General features: G+C 67.6%; 9 protein-coding genes. 3 read left to right on the forward strand and 6 right to left on the reverse strand.

The features are described 5' to 3' along the window. The first annotated feature begins 115 nt into the window (after positions 1-115). From kdpC to BLV04_RS09225, 3 genes are all read left to right on the forward strand, one after another. Entirely contained in the window at positions 116-742 is a 627-nt protein-coding gene (gene kdpC, locus BLV04_RS09215) for a potassium-transporting ATPase subunit KdpC (RefSeq protein WP_093030403.1), read from the forward strand. Continuing rightward, positions 739-3459: a DUF4118 domain-containing protein gene (locus BLV04_RS09220; RefSeq protein ID WP_093030406.1), complete on the forward strand. Its 2721-nt coding sequence runs from the start codon at positions 739-741 to the stop codon at positions 3457-3459. The genes kdpC and BLV04_RS09220 overlap by 4 nt, the downstream gene beginning before the upstream one ends. Before the next feature lie 82 nt (positions 3460-3541). Next, on the forward strand, positions 3542-4231 hold the full coding sequence (locus tag BLV04_RS09225; RefSeq protein WP_093030409.1) for a response regulator: 690 nt from the start codon (positions 3542-3544) through the stop codon (positions 4229-4231). A 2-nt stretch (positions 4232-4233) separates the two neighbouring features. On the opposite strand, the gene BLV04_RS09230 is transcribed toward BLV04_RS09225, so the two are convergent. The 6 genes from BLV04_RS09230 to BLV04_RS09255 all read right to left on the reverse strand — a co-directional run bounded on the left by BLV04_RS09230 (position 4234) and on the right by BLV04_RS09255 (position 17064). Next, a complete protein-coding gene (locus BLV04_RS09230; protein ID WP_093030822.1) occupies positions 4234-5679 on the reverse strand; it encodes a TrkH family potassium uptake protein in 1446 nt (481 codons plus the stop codon). Positions 5680-6135: 456 nt separating this feature from the next. Next, a complete protein-coding gene (locus tag BLV04_RS09235; protein WP_093030412.1) occupies positions 6136-7269 on the reverse strand; it encodes an SEL1-like repeat protein in 1134 nt (377 codons plus the stop codon). Positions 7270-7525: 256 nt separating this feature from the next. Then, positions 7526-10303 carry a putative virulence factor gene (locus tag BLV04_RS09240; protein ID WP_093030415.1) on the reverse strand — a complete coding sequence of 926 codons (2778 nt, stop codon included), beginning with the start codon at positions 10301-10303 and terminating at the stop codon, positions 7526-7528. 118 nt (positions 10304-10421) lie between these two features. After that, positions 10422-13415, reverse strand: coding sequence for a virulence factor SrfB (locus tag BLV04_RS09245; RefSeq protein ID WP_093030418.1), 2994 nt, complete (start codon positions 13413-13415; stop codon positions 10422-10424). A 284-nt stretch (positions 13416-13699) separates the two neighbouring features. Continuing rightward, positions 13700-15574 (reverse strand): SrfA family protein, encoded by a 1875-nt coding sequence (locus BLV04_RS09250; protein ID WP_093030421.1) that lies wholly within the window; start codon positions 15572-15574, stop codon positions 13700-13702. Beyond that, entirely contained in the window at positions 15571-17064 is a 1494-nt protein-coding gene (locus tag BLV04_RS09255; RefSeq protein ID WP_093030424.1) for a hypothetical protein, read from the reverse strand. The genes BLV04_RS09250 and BLV04_RS09255 overlap by 4 nt, the downstream gene beginning before the upstream one ends. Between the last annotated feature and the right edge of the window lie 124 nt (positions 17065-17188).

The raw sequence follows: 17188 nt of genomic DNA on the forward strand, positions 1-17188 counted from the left end.
TATTAAAAAATATGTCATTTTAAATCGCTTCCACGCTGCAGGATTGTGGATGCACTAAACGTCGAGCTCACTCGAAAGTGAGCATCTCGCTCTGGACGCGGTTTAGGAGCCTACGATGACAGCGAAACTCCAAGCGCACCGACATACACCGCCCGCCGAGCTCCCCGCAACCGGGTGGCTGAGTTCCATGCGCGCAGCCCTGGTCTTGATCCTCCTGTGCGGCGGACTATACCCCCTAACTGGCGTTTGGTCCGCGGCCGGGCTCTTTCCGCACCAGGCGACCGGGAGCCTGATCGAGCGCGACGGCGTGCTCGTCGGCTCGGTGTTGGTGGGCCAGTCATTCGTCGATCCGGGCTACTTTCGGGGTCGACCCTCGGCGGCCGGGTATGATCCCTTCCGGGTGGCCGGCTCCAATCTGTCCCCCGGCAACCCACAGCTTCGGGCACGAGCCGAGACGACCGCGCACGCCCTCGCCGCCGAGTACGCTGTCGATCCGACGCGGATCCCGGTGGACCTGATCGCCGCCTCTGGCTCGGGCATCGACCCGCACATCAGCCCGGAGGCGGCCCGGATACAGGTGGCGCGCGTGGCCGAGGTGCGCGGTCTGCCGCAGGCGCAGGTCGCTGCGCTGGTGACGGCACAGGTCGAGCCGCCGCTGCTCGGCGTGCTGGGGCAGCCTCGGGTCAATGTGCTGCGATTGAACCTCGCACTCGACGCGCTCGGTCCGAGCGGGACGCCGTGACGGAGTCGGACCCGAATCGCCCGGATCCCGAGGCGCTGCTCTCGGAGGTCGCGCAGAACGGTCGCGGCGGGCTGAAGATCTTCCTTGGCGCCTCGCCGGGCGTAGGCAAGACCTTCAAGATGCTGCAGGCCGCTCAAGAGGCCCGGAGCGAAGGTGTCGACCTGGTGATCGGACTGATCGAGAGCCACGGACGCGCGGAGACCGAGGCCATTGCCGAGGGGTTGGAGCTGATCCCGCGGCAACGCATCCCCTATCGCGGCCGGATCTTCGAGGAGCTGGATCTGGATGCGATCCTGCAGCGCGCGCCAGCGGTCGTGCTGATCGACGAGCTCGCGCACCGTAACATCCCCGGCACCCGGCATCCGCGTCGCTACCAGGACATCGAGGAGCTGCTCGGACGCGGCATCGATGTCTGGACCGCCGTCAACATCCAGCATCTGGAAAGCCTCAACGACGCCGTCGCGCGCATCACCGGCGTGCGGATGCGCGAGACCGTCCCCGACGCACTAATCGCCAAGGCGCGCGATCTGGTGCTGGTGGATCTGACCCCGAGCGAGCTGATCGACCGCCTTAAGCAGGGCAAGGTCTATGTGCCCGAGCAGGCGCGAGCGGCCTTGGACGGTTTCTTCAGTCCTTCCAACCTGGCCGCGCTGCGCGAGCTTGCGCTCCAGACGGTGGCCGAGCGCATCGACCTGGATGTCCGCGCGGCGATGCGTCGACGCGGTGTCGAGGGCCCTTGGCCGGTGCGCACGCGGATCCTGGTCGCGGTCGACGGCGTGGGCAACAACGAGGAGGTGGTGCGCCTGGGCCGGCGCCTCGCCGAGCGCCGTCGAGCGCCTTGGAGTGTGGTCTATGTCGAGGCGAGGGACAGCGACCCGGAGCGCCGTGCGCGCGTGGAGCGGGTCTTTCACCTCGCCGAGCGCCTGGGCGCCGAGGTGGTGACGCTGCGCGGACAGGATCCGGTCGAGGAGATCCTGAGCTATGCGCGCGCCCGCAACGTGACGACCCTGGTCATGGGCCGCAGTCGGCACCGCCGGCTGGCCGGGCTGCTCGGCCGGACCCTGAGCCAGCGTCTGCTGCGCGAGGGGGGCGAGTTCGAGATCACCTTTGTGCCCTCCTCCATCGCCCGCGCACGGCGTCGCGAGCCGGGGCGACGACGGCTCGACGCGGCGGGCGATTATCTCGTGGCCGCGGGCGTGATCGCCGCGTCGGGCGCGATCGCCGCGCTCCTCGAGCCGCTCCTGCCCTTGGCCAATCTGTCGCTCGTCTTCCTGGCGGGGGTGCTCTGGGTCGCGGTGCGCTCCACGCTCGGACCCGCCCTGGTCACGGCACTCGTCAGTGCCGCGCTCTACAACTTTCTCTTCACCGAGCCGCGCTACACCTTCTTGATGCATCGCACGGATGAGCTCCTGACCATCGTCTTTTTCCTGCTCATGGGGTTGGCGGGGGGCCAGTTGGCGAGTCGCCTGCGTCGTCAGATGATTGCCCTGCGCGCGACCAATGCCCAGACCCAGACGCTGTTGGACCTCGGGCGGCGTCTCACCGCCGCCGCCGATCTGCCGAGCGTGCGCCTAGAGACGGTGCGGTCGCTGGCCGAGTACCTGCGCGTACGCACCGTCCTGCTCGCGCCGACGGATGACTCGGGTGCCTTGCGGGAGGCGATCGGATCGGACACGCATTCCAGCGCGACCGCGGCGCTGGACGACAAGGTGCGCGCCGCTGCTCAGTGGGCCTACGACCATCGTCAACCCAGCGGTGCCCAGACCGAGACCCTGTCGGGCCTGACTTGGCGTTTTCTCCCGCTGGCGATCGAGAAGGAGACGTTCGGTGTCATCGGGCTCGACTTCGCCGGCACGCCGCCGGTCTCGTCCGCCCAGTTGGCCGCGCTGGATGTGCTGGTCAGCCAGGCCGCGCTCGCCATGGCCCGGACCCGGCTGGCCGATCGTCTGGAGCAGGCCAAGGTGGCGGAGGAGACCGAGCGGCTGCGCTCGGCGCTCCTGTCGTCGGTGTCGCACGACCTGCGCACGCCGCTCGCCTCCATGATCGGGGCGGCCAGCAGCCTGCGCGCGCTCGACGGCAAGATCTCGCCCGCAGACCGCGCCGAGCTGCTCGACGCCGTCCTGAGCGAGGGCGAGCGGCTGAATCGCTACATCCAGAACCTGCTCGACATGACCCGGCTCGGCCACGGCACCCTGAGGATCGAGCGGGATTGGATCGGCATCGACGACCTGATCAACGCGGCGCTGCGACGTCTGCGCGAGCCGCTCCAGGGGCTGCGCGTCACCCGAGCCATCGCCCCGGACCTGCCGCTGCTCTATGTGCACCCCGCGCTCGTCGAGCAGGCCCTGGTCAACGTGATCGAGAACGCCGCGCGCTTCTCCCCGCCCGGCGGCGAGATCCGATTGACGGCGACGCGGGCTGGCGAGAGTCTGCGCCTGACCATCTCCGATCAGGGGCCGGGGATCCCCGAGGAGGACCGCAGGCGGGTGTTCGACATGTTCTTCACCGGGAGCAAGGGCGATCGCAGCAAACAGGGCAGCGGCTTGGGACTCGCGATCTGCAGCGGGATGATCGGTGCGCACGGCGGACGGATCGAGGCGCTCGAAGGTCCCGGTGGTCGCGGGGCGACCATCGCCATCGCGCTGCCGATCATCGAGATGCCCCCGAGCACCGGCGCCGAGGGTGCAGATACCGACGGGGAGACAGGCGGTGAATGAAATCGAGAGCCCACGTCACTCAGTCTCCGAACACCCGTCGAACGGTCTGCGCACACACCTCGAACCGGAGGAGAGACGACCCGTGACCACCGCCCGCATACTGGTGATCGACGACGAGGAGCAGATCCGACGTTTCCTGAGGATCAGCCTCAGGAGCCAGGGCTATCAGGTCATCGAGGCCGACAACGCGGAGGCGGGTCTGGGCTTGGCCGCGACCCAGACCCCGGACCTGGTCATCCTCGACCTCGGGCTTCCGGATGCGGACGGCAAGACGGTCCTCGCCGAGATCCGGGCCTGGTCGTCGGTCCCGGTCCTCGTCCTGTCCGTGCGTGACTCGGAGACCGAGAAGGTCCTGGCCCTCGACGGCGGCGCCAACGACTATGTCACCAAGCCCTTCGGGGTTCAGGAGCTGCTGGCGCGCGTGCGCAACCTGCTGCGCAGCGTCGGCGACGCGGCCAAACCCGGCGGACTCTTCGACGACGGGCACCTGCGGATCGATCTCGGCCTGCGCCTGGTTACGCTCGACGGCTCACCCGTCCACCTCTCGCGCAAGGAATACGCCGTCCTCCAAGCGCTGGTCGCCCAACCCGGCCGGGTCGTTACCCAATCCCAGCTGCTGCGCGAGATCTGGGGTCCGAGCCACGTCGAGGACACGCACTATCTACGGATCGTGATCGGCAGGCTCCGGCAGAAGCTCTGCGACGATCCGAGCGAGCCCGGCTATCTGGAGACCGAGCCCGGCGTGGGGTACCGGTTTATCGGGGAGCGGTGAGCTCAATCCCTCCAAAACCCCGGCGTCAACAACACCAACAAGGTAAAGATCTCCAGCCGACCGAGCAGCATGGCCAGGGCGCAGATCCACTTCTGCGGATCGGAGACGGTGGCGAAGTTGCCCGCCGTCTCGCCGAGCCCCGGCCCCAGGTTGTTCATGCAGGTCGCCACTGAGCCGAACGCCGTGATCGCATCCATGCCCAGGGTCATCAGCGCCATCATGAACACGACGAAGGTCCCGACATAAAGCCCGAAGAAGGCCCAGACCGCCTCCAATGTCCGGTTCTTGATGACCTGTCGTCCGACCAGGAGCGGCTGGACGTGGGAGGGATGAACCAGGCGGCGCAGCTCGATGCCGACTTGCTTGCCGAGAACCACGAAGCGAATGACCTTCATGCCGCCGGCGGTCGAGCCGGCGCAGCCGCCGACAAAGCTGATGAAGATCAGCAGCATCGGCAGCAGCGTGGGCCACACCGAGAAGTCGTCGATGCCGAAGCCGGTGCTGGTGATGACCGAGGCGACGGTAAAGGCGGAGTAGCGCAGGGCTTCGCCCGGCGATGCTTTAGCCCCCTCCAGGTACAGCACCAGGGTCGCGATCAGCACGACACCGAGCACGACGGCGAGAAAGGCCCTGACCTCCGGACTGTCCCAATAGGGCCGGAGCGAGATCCGCTGCCAAACCAGATAATGGACACTGAAGCTGATCCCGCCGATCAGCATGAAGACGGTTGCGATGCCCTCGATAAAAAGGCTGTCGAAATAGGCCAGGCTGGCATCGTGCGTGGAGAAGCCTCCGGTGGAGACCGTGGTCAGGCTGTGAGCGATCGCATCGAAGGGGGTCATCCCGGCGATCCAATAGAGCAGCGCACAGACGCTCGTGATCGACAGATAGAGGATCCAGAGTGCACGCGCGGTATGGGCGATCCGCGGCGTGAGCTTGTCGTCCTTCATCGGTCCGGGTGTCTCGGCCCGCATGAGCTGCATCCCGCCCACGCCGAGCATCGGCAGGAGCGCGATCGCCGAGACCACAAAGCCGATCCCGCCGAGCCACTGCATCTCCTGGCGGAAAAACAGAATCGACGGCGGGAGATCGTCGAGCCCGACGATGACGGTCGCCCCCGTGGTGGTGAAGGCGGAGACCGACTCGAAGACCGCATCGGCCGGATCCAACCCTATCCCGATCATCAGAGGCAGACTGCCGAGCAGGCTCATTGCGACCCAGAGCATGGCCACGATGACGAACCCGTCGTGGTTGCGCATCGCTTGGTGATACTTCAGGGTCGGCAGCCAGAGCATCAAGCCGACAGCGAGACTCACCAGCAAGGACAGCGCGAAGTGATCCGCCTCGCCGTCGCTGTAAAGAAGCGCAACCGCCAGCGGCGGCAACAAGGCCGCACTGAAGAGGACGAGAAAGATTCCGAGCGTTCGAGCAACGAGCGCGGCCTGCATGCGAGGGAACATCCGAACCGATGGGTGATCGGTGGACATTTTCCATGTCCTCGGCATCGGCTCCCGTAAAAAGTCCGTAAATTCAGGTCGGCCCTAAATCCGCCTCTCGAGAGCCGAAATCGCTGCGAGCCGATTGAAAGAACCGAGCTTTTCCTGGTCTTTAACTGCGATGGCCGAAAGCGGGTTCGTGAATCCGAGACAGCTCGCAGGCGACCCGCCCCGGCCATCACAAGAAACACCTCCGGGGTACGGCTCTCCGAGACCACGTCCCGAACACCGGCCTTAAACTCATTTCAGGATTGAAACCATGACCAAAAAGATGATCACCCCCGCTGCCGCCCTCGTCGATTTGCTCGGCGATCTTGGTCGGACTCTATCCCATCGATGGTGACGATGGTGTCCTCGAGCATCGGCAGCCCGAGCAACCGGGGGCGACCGATCGTTCGACCCCGGTGATCACCGCCCCCCACCAAAGCGCTCGATCGCCCGCGTGGCTTCCTCATCACCCGCAGCGGCGGCCTTCCGCAGCCAACCAAGCCCCGCTTCATGCGTCGGCCCGGAGGCCTCGTGCTCGGCCATGAGTTGGCCGAGGCGACGCTGGATCTCGATGTCGCCTGCGTCTGCGGCGTCGCTGTAGTAGACGATCGCATAGGGGATGTCGGGGGCGACGATGCAGGTTCCGGGGCGATGGGTGAGTGGGTCGTAGCGACGCGCGAGGCGGGCTGCGAAGGTGGGGTCGGCATTGGCGGCTTCGCTGTAGAGTGCATATGCGGCGGGGCAATCGCCGGCCTGCTCAAGCCGCTCGGCACGCTCGAAGATGGCTGCCGGGGTCGGTCCGTCGGCGAGGAAACGGCTCGCCAGCGCGATGCCGGTGAGGGCCGGGGCGGGGTCCGACGGCGTTGTCGTTTCGTCCGATTGTTGGGATTCCGGCTCGTCCACTCGGGCGGGCGAGAGGTCCGGGGTCGGCTCGACGAGCTGAGCGACATCCGGATCCGACGGCAGCGTCTCGCCGAACCAGCCGAGCGACCAGGCGCCGAGGCCGACGCAGGCCAAGAGCAAGACCGCGGCGAGTGCGAACCAAGGCCAGCGTGCCGCGGGGCGCGGGGTTGGTCGGGGATCCGCATGACCCTCGAGGTCGAGCGAGAAGTCGTCGGCGTCGGAAATAGGCTCGGCGTCGCGCGTGGACTCGGCTCCGGGTCTGCGGACGCTGATGGTCTCTTCCAACGGATCCCTGGATGCCGAGCGCGGTGCGGCGGCGCCGGAGCCGATCAACTCGCCGCGGATCCGAAGGGTGCCGGCATCCTCGACGCCGTCGAGCCTGACGACCACGCGCAGCGGCGCACCGCCGACGCCGACGATGCTGTCGACCAGGTCGGCATCCAGGGTGAGCCTGAGGCCGTCGGATAGGGGCGCGGCGGTGAAGATCGGGTGCCAGTGCGGTGTGACCTGCCATTGGCGATCGAGTCCAAGGTAGCGCCCGTCGTTGCGTTGCAGGGCGAGCGAGACCGTCTCGGGGCTCGGTCGTGCGCCTCCGATCAACAGCCGGGCGGAACCCGGTCCGGCCGGGTGGAGATCGATCTTCAGGGCCATCGGGGTTTACCTGTGGTCTTTGGGGTTTGAATGCGTTGACGGGATCGTGTGGTCAAGGGGGACAGCGAATGTCTGGAAAGCATCGAGTCCCTGATGCCGCCAGTCTTGAGCAAACCGTCGCAGAATGTTTCGTTGTCGTTGTCGTTGTCGTTGTCGTGTTCGTCCGAAATCCGATTACGACAACGACAACGAGCAACGCCTTCGACGATTCTTCCTGGTTGCGACTCTGCCGATAGATCCTTTTCCGGAAATCACCTTAAGTGGCCCCCACAGCCCCTCCGGGGCTGCTCCCGGCAACCAGGGCAAGGATCTGACCGAGCCGGGCATTCTGCTCCGGCGAGATGTCGCGCCCGGCGGCGTGGCCGGCGTTGGCGATGGCGAGCGCGCGGAACGCCTCGAACCAGTCGACGATATAGAGCGCGGGGAAGTTCACCGGGGTCTCAGGCAGAACGGGCATACCGCGGGGCGGAATCGGCGGGGGCGGAGCAAAGACCGAGCGCTGTTGGCCGACCAGGGAGCGCGGGCGGTCGTCGGTCGGCAGGTCGTCGGTACCGAGATAATCGATGAAGCGATTGACGCGCGTCGCGGTCACGAAGACCTGACGCTCGGCCAGTTGAGAGCGCATCGCGGCGGTTTGGGACTCGGCGCTGTCGATCAGACCGATCAGGGCTTGATCCAGACCCGAGCGGTCGGCGCCGGTGATCAGCTCTCCGATCAGGTCTTCGAGCGCACCCTTGTCCAGGCCCATATGGCGCAGCCAGTGCGGATCCTCGGGCAGCGCCTTGAGGTGACCGACCCAGTAGCTGAGCACCGCACGGACGAAGCGGGCGGCGTTCTCGTTGGTCGCCGCGGGGGGCGATGCGTCGCCGCTGCCCTTGTTGGCCGCGCGGTCCGTGCCCGAGGGGTAGCTGGATGAGGCCACGCCGAGCAGGGCATCCAGATCGATCAGGCCGCCGTCGCTGCTCGGCGTCGGGGTGCGGGCCGCATCGGGTGCGGCGGCCGAGGTCGGCGGCGCCGATTGACCGGCCGCAGCGTCGGAGCGCAGATAGAGTGCCCGCAGCCCCTCCTTAGGCGGCTGCAGCGCGCCGAGCAAGGCGGCGAAGCGATTGGGTCGCTGACGCAGCGCCCCGATCACCCGATCGGCGAGGCGGCGTTTATTGTCGACCTCGGCCGCGCCCTCGGCGCGGAAATAGGGCCCGAAGCGATGCCGAACGAGCTCCTCGATCCCCGCGTCGAGCTGCTCGCCGATCCGGGTGAGCTTGCCCTCGGGCGCTGCAACCCGGCCGAGATAGGCGGCGAGACGTGCGATGCCGCCGTCGTTGAAGCTGAGCATGGCGTCCCAGGCGGCTTGGGGATCCGCGAGATGCTTCCGGACCGTCGGATCCTCGCAGAAGGTGCGCCGCAAGAGGTCGAGACGCGCGCGCTGGCCGGGGAGGATGGCCTGCTCGCCGGCCGCGTCGGTCTCGATCACGGCGGTCGCCATGCGCGGCTTGCGCACCAGGAAGAGGTTGTCGAAGGGCTTACCCGGCGACCATTCGCGCAGCCAGTCGTAGGCGCCGAAGCGCTCCAGGAGGGCGAGCTTCATCATGCCTTCCCAGCCCTTGCGCATCAGGTCCTCGGTCTCGCTCGGGACCGGGTTGAGACGAAAGTCGAACATGGTGAAGGCCCAGATCAGCCCCGGATCGCGGCGCGCGCGGGTGGCCGGATCCGCACCCTGCGTCGCATGGACCCAGGTCTCCAAAACCGGCCCCAGGTCTTTGACATCGCTCTGCTTGTGCGAGGGGGCGCAGAGCACCAGAAGGTTCATCTCCTGATCGTCGGTGTAGCGCTCGAAGAGGAAGGCGACCTTGCCGCGCAGCACCAGTTGGGCGACCGGATCGACCTGATCGTCCTGGAGCTGTTTGCGCACCTCGGCCAGATTCGCAACCGCGAGACGTCCGCGATAGCCGGGGAAGTCGAGCAGGTCGACCTGCTCCAGGAGCCCGGTACGCGGCGTCTCGGCCAGCACGAAACGCAGCTCCGTGGTCAGGGCCGCGAGCAGCGAGCGCGGCAGAGAAACCGCCGGCAGCAGGGTGTCGCCGCGACGCGGGACGATCTCGATACGGTCGGCGTCGTCGCGCCCGAGCCGCTCCAGGATGTCCACATTCATGATGCTGTCGCCCTGACTCAGCTCGCCGCTTGGGTCGGTGCGCACCAGCGCGGCGAGCGGGGCAAAGCATGCGTCGGCGTGACCGGTCTCGGCGAGTCCCCGGCGCAGGGCCAGATAGGTCTCGGTCAGCTCGCGCACCTCGCCCCAGAGGACGGAGAAGAGCGCGGCGCGATCGGGCGGCTCCAGATAGGGCGCCAGCGCGATCGCGGTCGGCCAATAGTCGGCCTTGAGCTGCTCGGTGGTCTTGGGGAAGCGTTTTTCGAAATACTCGAGCAGGTCGACCACGTCGTCCTCGCTCACCCCGCCGGTGGGCGCGGCGGTGCGGCGCGCCTGCAAGGCGGCGAGATGGCGGCGCAAGTGACCGGGCGAGAGGTCCACCTCCACCTGCTCACGGTCGAAGTCGTTGAAGAAGGCGTTGCCGAGCACCTTGGCCAGGTCGACCTCGGAGAAGAGCGACAGCTCCAGCGGATAACCCGGCGGTGCCGTGCTCGGACGGCGCGTGAAGCGGGTCACCAGACCGGTCGCCTCCTTGCCGTGGCCGGGCGGATTCACGTGCTGGATGAAGTTGAGCCGCCGGCCCTCGACCTGGGTCTCCAGCTCCCCGCTCTCCCCGGCCGCGAGTGCGGAGATCAGATAGGACTTGCCGGCCTGCGACAGACCGAAGAAGCCGACGCTGACCGAGCGACCGGCCGCGCGTCCGAGCCGGGTGGCGAGGTTGCGCGTGCGCCTGAGCTTATCGGTCAGGCTGTCGGACTCGCGATCGAGCCGCTGGGAATGGCGGCGCGTCTCGGCGACCCAATCGATCGCCTCGCCGCTGCCCTCGTAGAGCGCGCGGCTGCGGCGAATCAGGTCGGCTGCGCGTGACGCGTGCGATGTCTCGGTCATGGTTTCTTCGCTTGATCACCCATAAAAAGGCAGCGCCGTAGGTTGTGCTGACGATAGGAAGCACAACTTCCGCCGGCGGTTGGTTGTAAGCCCCCTGCTTCGAGAGCTTCGGCCGCGCTCACCTGAAGATCGACCCGCTGTCGAGCCAATAGCTGTCCTGATCGAAGCCGATACTGGCTAGTGTGTTGAGCTTCAGCGCTACGACACCACGACCGAAGGCGCGTCCGCCTTCAAGCTCCACGGCGGCGACCCGGAACCGCTCGGCATTCACCCCGCGCATCCGCTCCAGACGGACTTGGAGCACGCCGCCCTGCGTGTAGAGCAGACGGCGAACCTCGTCGTCGGCAAAGTCGAGCAGATAAAGCGGCTGCGCACCCCAACGCTCGGCGGCGAGCTGACGATAACCGATATGCATCACGCCGGTCATGGGGATGGTGGTCTCGGGTAACTGGTACTCGGGGTCGTCGAGGTCGACGCCGCTGTAATAGACATCGCCGGCCTTGATCATTCGGTTGCGGTCGATCATGCCGAGATAGCGGATCGTCGAGTAGGGGCGAAAGGCGTTGGCTCGGAACGAGAAGTTGGGCAACCGCCCCTGCCCGAGCAGACAGAGCATGGCGCCGACCGCAGCCGTGGTCTTGGGGTCGGCGATGCGGCCGCGCCGATTGAAGGGATACCAGGCCCCGGTGCGATAGTCGTGCATCGCGATGATTCGATCCGGCGGCAACGGCAAGAGAGCGCGCACCAGCGCCTGGAAGCCCGGCAGGCGCGACGGGCGACCGGTCAGCAGAAGCAGGTCGCAGTCGTAGAGGTGCGCGATCTCGCACAGTGAGCGCACGGCGCGGGTGACCTCGAGGCGCTCCTCCATGAACAATTGATGGGTGCGGTCGAGATCGAGCCGAACCGGGCAGTCCAGCAACGAAAAGCCGGTGACCGTCCCGCCGGTCGCATCGCGCACGCCGCCGGCGAACCAATCCAGGACCGCATCGGTCGGCCCCTCGGGACTGATCTCGGCGACCAGCTCGGAGAGTGCGAGGGTATGCGGCTCGCTGCCGTGGACCGGATCGAAACGCTCGTAGGCCTTGAGCACCGCGAGCCCGGCCGGGTAAAGGACCTGCAACGCCAACTGCTGGCGGAGCATCCCCTCCTGGACATCGACCGGATCCGCGCCGATGAGGCGCGAAAGCAGGGCGTCGGGCTCTTCCACCCCGGCCGCGGTGACCGCCTCCTTAAGGGCCGGCACCAGGGTCGCGCCGATGACCTCGAGCAGGATGTCGTCGCCCGCGACCTTGAAGCCGTCGCGAAAGCGCTGCTCGGGCACGATGGTGCGATTCGCACCGGTGCGACCGCCTTCGAGCAGATAGTCGTTGATGACGAGGTCCGTCGTGCCGCCGCCGATGTCCACGGTAGCGATCCGCAGGCGCGGACCCTCCCCTGCGGTTCGCCCCCCGGTCTCGGCATCGCGGACCCGTCCGGCGATCGCGAACAACTCCTCCGCACGCCCGGCGAAGGTGTTCTGGATCTCGCTGTAGAGATAGACCGCCTGGCTGCAGGTCGCCTCGTCCCAGCGCACCTCGATGGTCGGGAAGGGGGGCCAGGCCAGCTCGGCGCCGGGGCCCTCGATCGGGGCATCTTCGGGATGCCAGCCGAACGCCTTCCAGACCAGCCCGACGGCCTGGTGCATCCGCTCGGCAAAAAGATCGCGCTCCTGCTTGGGCATCGAGGGCGGGATCGTCAGGATCAGCGTGCGCAGATGCCGCGGAAGATCGGCCGTGGGCATACGCAGACGCTGCGCCGGGCTGTTGATCTGGCAGAGCGCCTGGGTCAGCACCTCGGCCAGCATGAACATCATCATGGCGCTGCGCGAGTAGTGCGGCATGAAGACCGGCATACGGTCGGCCTCGGGCAAGGTGTAGAGCGCGGTGCCGACCTCGTTGATGAGATTGCAGAAGGGCGCAGCCGTGGCCATCGGCTCGATCTCGGTGCGCACGAAGGCGCTGTTGAAGCGCCAGCCGGTGTCGAAGCGGTCCTCGTCCCAGAGATAGCGTTTGGGGCTGGAGATACCGGTGGCCCCTTCGGTCCCGCGACGACGCCCGGCCATGCGCGCGGCCTCCGGACCGACGCGGGCGATGGTCGGCCAGAGGAAGGCACCGGCGCGTCCGCTCTTGTGCGCCCAGTGCTCCTTGCCGAAGGTCGCCTGCGCCAGCTCGACGCGGCTCTCGAAGGGCTCGTTGTAGCGATGCTGCGGCTGTGAAAGATCGCGCAGCTCCAACTCGTAGCGGCGTCCCAGGACGTCGCCCTCCTTGGCGTGCTGCTCGATCAGGATGCCGCAGGTGCGCGAGTTGCCGACGTCCAGCACCATGTCGACCGGCACCGCCGGCTGAACGTCGGTCGCCTTGTTGCCGAGCAGCTTGATCTCGGGGATGCAGCCGGCTTCGCCGATGACCGCGAGCAGGTTGAGATAATGGGCATGGTGTGCGAGACGCTCGCGCTCCGCCTCCACGTCCTCGGGCGGCAGACGCAGGCGCGGGCCGGCACGCTCGTCGAAGACCTCCTGGATCCAGCCCGCCACCCAGGGCAGCTCCGGGAACCAGCCGATCTCGTGCGCGCGGTGCGCGAAGGCGAAGGCCGCACCCGCGCCGACATCGGCCTCCGTCGGGGCTAGATAGCGCAGGTCTTCGGCGTCGGCCAGCAGATTGGTGTCGATGGCGAGGGTCAGACGATGGGTGTGATCGGTCGCGGCGGCCTCCTCCGCGGACAGGGCCAAGAGGCGCAACCGTGCCCAGGTCTCGGGGCCGGCCGCGAAGCGCCTCGGCGGGTGTAGTCGCAGCACGGGCACCGGCAGCCAGATGCCGTCGAGCAGGCGCGCGGAGTCGTCGACCGGAACGCTCAGTTGAGACTTCAACGGAATGCTCGGACGGTCGGGCCAGTAGAGCTGATTGGTGCGCTCGTCATAGAGCAGGCGCGCCAGCGAGCGGTTGCTCTCCTGCACCACGAATTCGCCCGGCAGGGCCTTGCGCAACGCGAGGGTCAAGCCGAAGTCGAGGAACTGAACACCGCTGTCGGCAATCAGCGTCACCTTGGTTTCGAAGTTCACCAGTCTCGCGAGCATGGCCTGTGACCTAAACCGCGCCCGGCGCGGAATGCGATGTTTTTGGATGGGGTCGGCCTCGGTAGACCTGACGACCGTTGGAGCCGGCGCGGTTTAATCTATTAAAAAACATATTATTTTAGACCGCGTCCCCGCTAAGGGCTGTGGATGCACCAAACGTCGAGCTCACGCGACAGGCGCGTAGGTTGTGCTGACGTCAGGAAGCACAACATCCGCCGGCGAGTTGTGCCTCGCTGTCGCTCGGCACAACCTACAACGCCCTCGCGCAACCAGGTTCCGTCCGCTCATTCGCCCGCCGCACCCTGCACGTCGAGCGAGAAGGTACCACCGCCGGGATAACGGCCGACGCAGTCGGGTTTGCCGTCCTTGCCCGGCGCGCACTCTACGCTCGGCCGACCGAAGTTGGTGCCGTCGGCGCAGCGGATATCGCCGCTGCTGTCGATCACCAGACGCTCGCCCTTCACGGATGCCGCGGCGCCGCTTTGGCAGATGCTGCCGTCGTGGCGCTTGAGTCGCAATTGACCCTGACCCTCTTGGGTGCGGTATTCCATCTGGATGGGCAGACCTGTCTTGGGGTCTTGCAGGGAGGTGGCGGTGCGCCAGCCGCTGGTCAGTCCGCTCAGCGCCTGAGGGGTCGCGCCCGGCTCAGTGCTCGGTCCGGCCGTGCCGCCCTTGGCCGGTACGGTGCCGGTAACCGCGTCGGGCGCGCCTTCGGGTTCGCCAGCGGTCGAGCCGGGGAGACCTGGCGTCGCCGGGATTGCATCGCCCTCACCCGTCGGCGGCTCGGTGCCTTCCTCGGGCGAGACGGCGTCCGAGGTGTCCAGCCCCGTGGGCGGCTCGGCAGATTCTTCCTCGGCCGTCTGTCCCTCCTCAGGTGCCGCGTCGGCATCGGCCGCTGTCGGATCGGACAGAGTGGAATCAGCGGGACCGGGATCGGCTGCGGCTGGATCGGTCGGCAAGGGCTCGTCGCCGGTGGGATCGGTCGGGGCCGAATCGTCCGCGGGCAGGTCGCTCGGGAGCGGATCGGCCAAAGGCAGCTCGGCATCCGCGCCCGCATCCTCGCCCTCGATCGGCATGGTCTCGGACGCATCCGGATCAAGCTCCTCGCCGGGGACCACAGGCTGCTCCTCGGCCCCCTCCCCCGCATCCGTTCCGATCGTTTCGTCCAAGACCGCAGCCTCTTCGGACAGGCTATCGGTCTCGTCCGTCACGCTTGTCGACTCGCTCCCCGAAACCCTCGTCTCGTCGATTGCGACGTCCTCGTCCGTCACCGAGATGGCGCTGGCGTCGGTCGTTCGGTCGCTTCGCAGGTCACGCTCGATCAGGGTGCGATCCCGGACCTGTCCGGAATCGATCGTCACATCGCGAATGACCGACTCGTCCCGAATCGAGGGGTCGACCAAGAGCGGATCCTCGGCGGGCGGCTCCGAGAGGATCGGCGCGAGCTCCTCCGCAACCCAGTCCGGAACCCATTCCGGGGCCCACTCGGCGAAGGGCGTCGAAGCGTCGGGCACGCAGCCGCGCAACAGGAAGAGAAGCAGCAGAATCAACGCGAGCAGGAGAAGCGGCAACCAGATCCACCAGGGAAGACCGCGGCGAGCCACCGGGTCCGGGTTCGGACTCGGGTCTTGCCGAGGCTCGTCGGTCAGGTCGAGCGACCACTCGGTCGGCGGGGCGGCGAATCGTTCCAGATTCACCAAGGGGTCGGAGCCGACCGCCTCGCGATCGCGGACAAAGCCCCAAAAGCTCACGACCGGGCGGCCGTCGACCAGATAGACGTGGTCCTCGTCCGGGAAGTTGAAGACGTGGGCGAGCAGCCGGGCGAAGACCTGACGCTCGGGGTCCGGCTCGGCCTGCATGGTGCGCGCAAGCTCGTCGATCCGGGTGCGATTCTCCAAGAGCTGGTGTTGGGCCGAGAGCCGCTCCTCGGGGCTCGCGGCACTCCAGGGCACGACCGGACCGGGGCGCGGGGCGTACCAATCCAGCGTATCGCCGTCCTCGTTGCGCTGCGGGATGGCGAAGCTGTCGGCCAGATCCGGGCCGAGCCGACGAGCCAAGGCGGCGCGCAATTGGGCCGCGGCGAGATACACCGGGTGGCCGACGGCGCCGACCGGGTGATAGTCGGTGAGTGTTCCGGTGCGTAGTAAAGGTCCGATCATGGTTGCTTAAGTCCCTCGCCGACGGCCTTTTCCAGTTTCTTCAGGGTGTCGCAGCGCAACAGCGCCTCGTCGAGCCGACCGCGGATCGCGCGAAGCGGCTCGCGCTCGGCGTCCTCGGCGGCCAGCTCGCGATCGAGCGTCCGCAAGGCGGCGCAGTCCATTTGAGCATCCACCAGCTTCTGGCGATAGGTTTGGGCGCGGGCGCAGCGGGCAAGCTCGGTGTCGAGTCGCTCCCGCAAGGCCGCGAGCGGAGGCCGGGTGACATCCAGACCCGCCGACTCGCGATCCAGCTTCAGGATGGCCGAACAACCGCCGTCGTGTTGCTCCAAGGCTGCATCCAGCGCGACGGCGAGCCGATCGGCCTCGGCGCAGCGTACAAGCTCGCGGGTAAGTTGCTCGCGGACCGGTCGCCAAGGCGTCTCGTCCCGTGCGACCTCCGACGCCTGCTCGGGCTCGGGCGCGGGCAGACCGACCGCAACGCCCAGCTCGGTCAGCTCGGTACAGTTGCCGAGCCGACGCTCCAGCTCGGCCGCCGCCTGGGCCGAGGTCTCGCAGACACCGATGCGCCCGTCGAGCCGCGCGAGGATGCCGGCAAAGGGCTCGCGGTCGAGATCCGGTCCCCGCGTCGGCGACTCGCCGTCCGACCCGGCCAGACCCTGTCGAATCTCGGCGAGCCGCGTGCAATCCCAATCGGCGGCGATCACCTCGCGATCGAGCGACTCGGCCGCGGCGCAGCGGGCCTGCTCGACGGCGATCCGCTCACGCAGCTCCGCGTAGCCCTTGCCCTGCGGATCGAGCCGATCGATCCGCAGGGCAAGGGCCCCGAGCCGATCCGGCCCCGCACAGGCCGTAGCGAGCGCGGCCTGAAGCTCGGCGGCGAGCGAATCGGCCTCGCGCCGATCGAGCCAGAGCCAGCCGCCGCCTGCGAGAGCGGCCCCGAGGATCAGCACAATTGCACCGGCCCAACCCCAGCGGAAGCGACGACGCACAGGCGTCTCGGACGCGGAAGCGGAGGCTAGGACCGGGCCATTGGAACGCCCACGCCTCGTCTCTTCCACCAGCACGAACCCCCAGAGCGTGAGCACGGGCTCGTCGCCGATCACATAGACATGGGAGTCGTCCGGATACCGGGTCGCTGCGCGCAGGAGGGCGGCGATGGACTCGGAGCCCTTCACCCGGGTCGGCAGCGCATCGGCGAGCCGTCGCAAGGCATCCAGCCGCTCCTCGAGCTTGGCCTTCATGGCGGCGCGGCGCGCGGCCGGCAGAGCGGTCAACCGCGTCGGCTGGCCCGGCAGATCGCTGTACCAGTCGACCGTCTTGCCGTCGGCGCAGGGTACGGGCAAGGTGAAGACCGACGCGGCGACCCCCGGCAGATGTCTGCGGATGAGGGTCTGAAGCTCCCGATGCAGGTCGTCGAGCCCGGCAAGCTCCTCGGTCGGCAGTCGATAGCCGCTGATGTCGACCCGTGCGACCCGCAGTGATGATGCCAACCGAGCCTCCCTTGAACTGCCGTGCGCCAGGCCTAGGGCGGGCCTGATCGGTCTCTAGTCTAACGATTGCGCGCTTGGCCGAACAATGTCTCGATTCCCCTTGTCGCTAAGGTTCCCGTCTCGA

The organism is Thiocapsa roseopersicina (assembly GCF_900106925.1).
GTDB lineage: Bacteria > Pseudomonadota > Gammaproteobacteria > Chromatiales > Chromatiaceae > Thiocapsa > Thiocapsa roseopersicina.

Bases quoted from the DNA above. Each gene is read 5' to 3' on its own strand.
- BLV04_RS09235 (WP_093030412.1), bottom strand. From the start codon at position 7,269: ATGGCCCTGAAGATCGATCTCCACCCGGCCGGACCGGGTTCCGCCCGG.
- kdpC (WP_093030403.1), top strand. From the start codon at position 116: ATGACAGCGAAACTCCAAGCGCACCGACATACACCGCCCGCCGAGCTC.
- BLV04_RS09250 (WP_093030421.1), bottom strand. From the start codon at position 15,574: ATGATCGGACCTTTACTACGCACCGGAACACTCACCGACTATCACCCG.
- BLV04_RS09245 (WP_093030418.1), bottom strand. From the start codon at position 13,415: ATGCTCGCGAGACTGGTGAACTTCGAAACCAAGGTGACGCTGATTGCC.
- BLV04_RS09240 (WP_093030415.1), bottom strand. From the start codon at position 10,303: ATGACCGAGACATCGCACGCGTCACGCGCAGCCGACCTGATTCGCCGC.
- BLV04_RS09230 (WP_093030822.1), bottom strand. From the start codon at position 5,679: ATGCAGGCCGCGCTCGTTGCTCGAACGCTCGGAATCTTTCTCGTCCTC.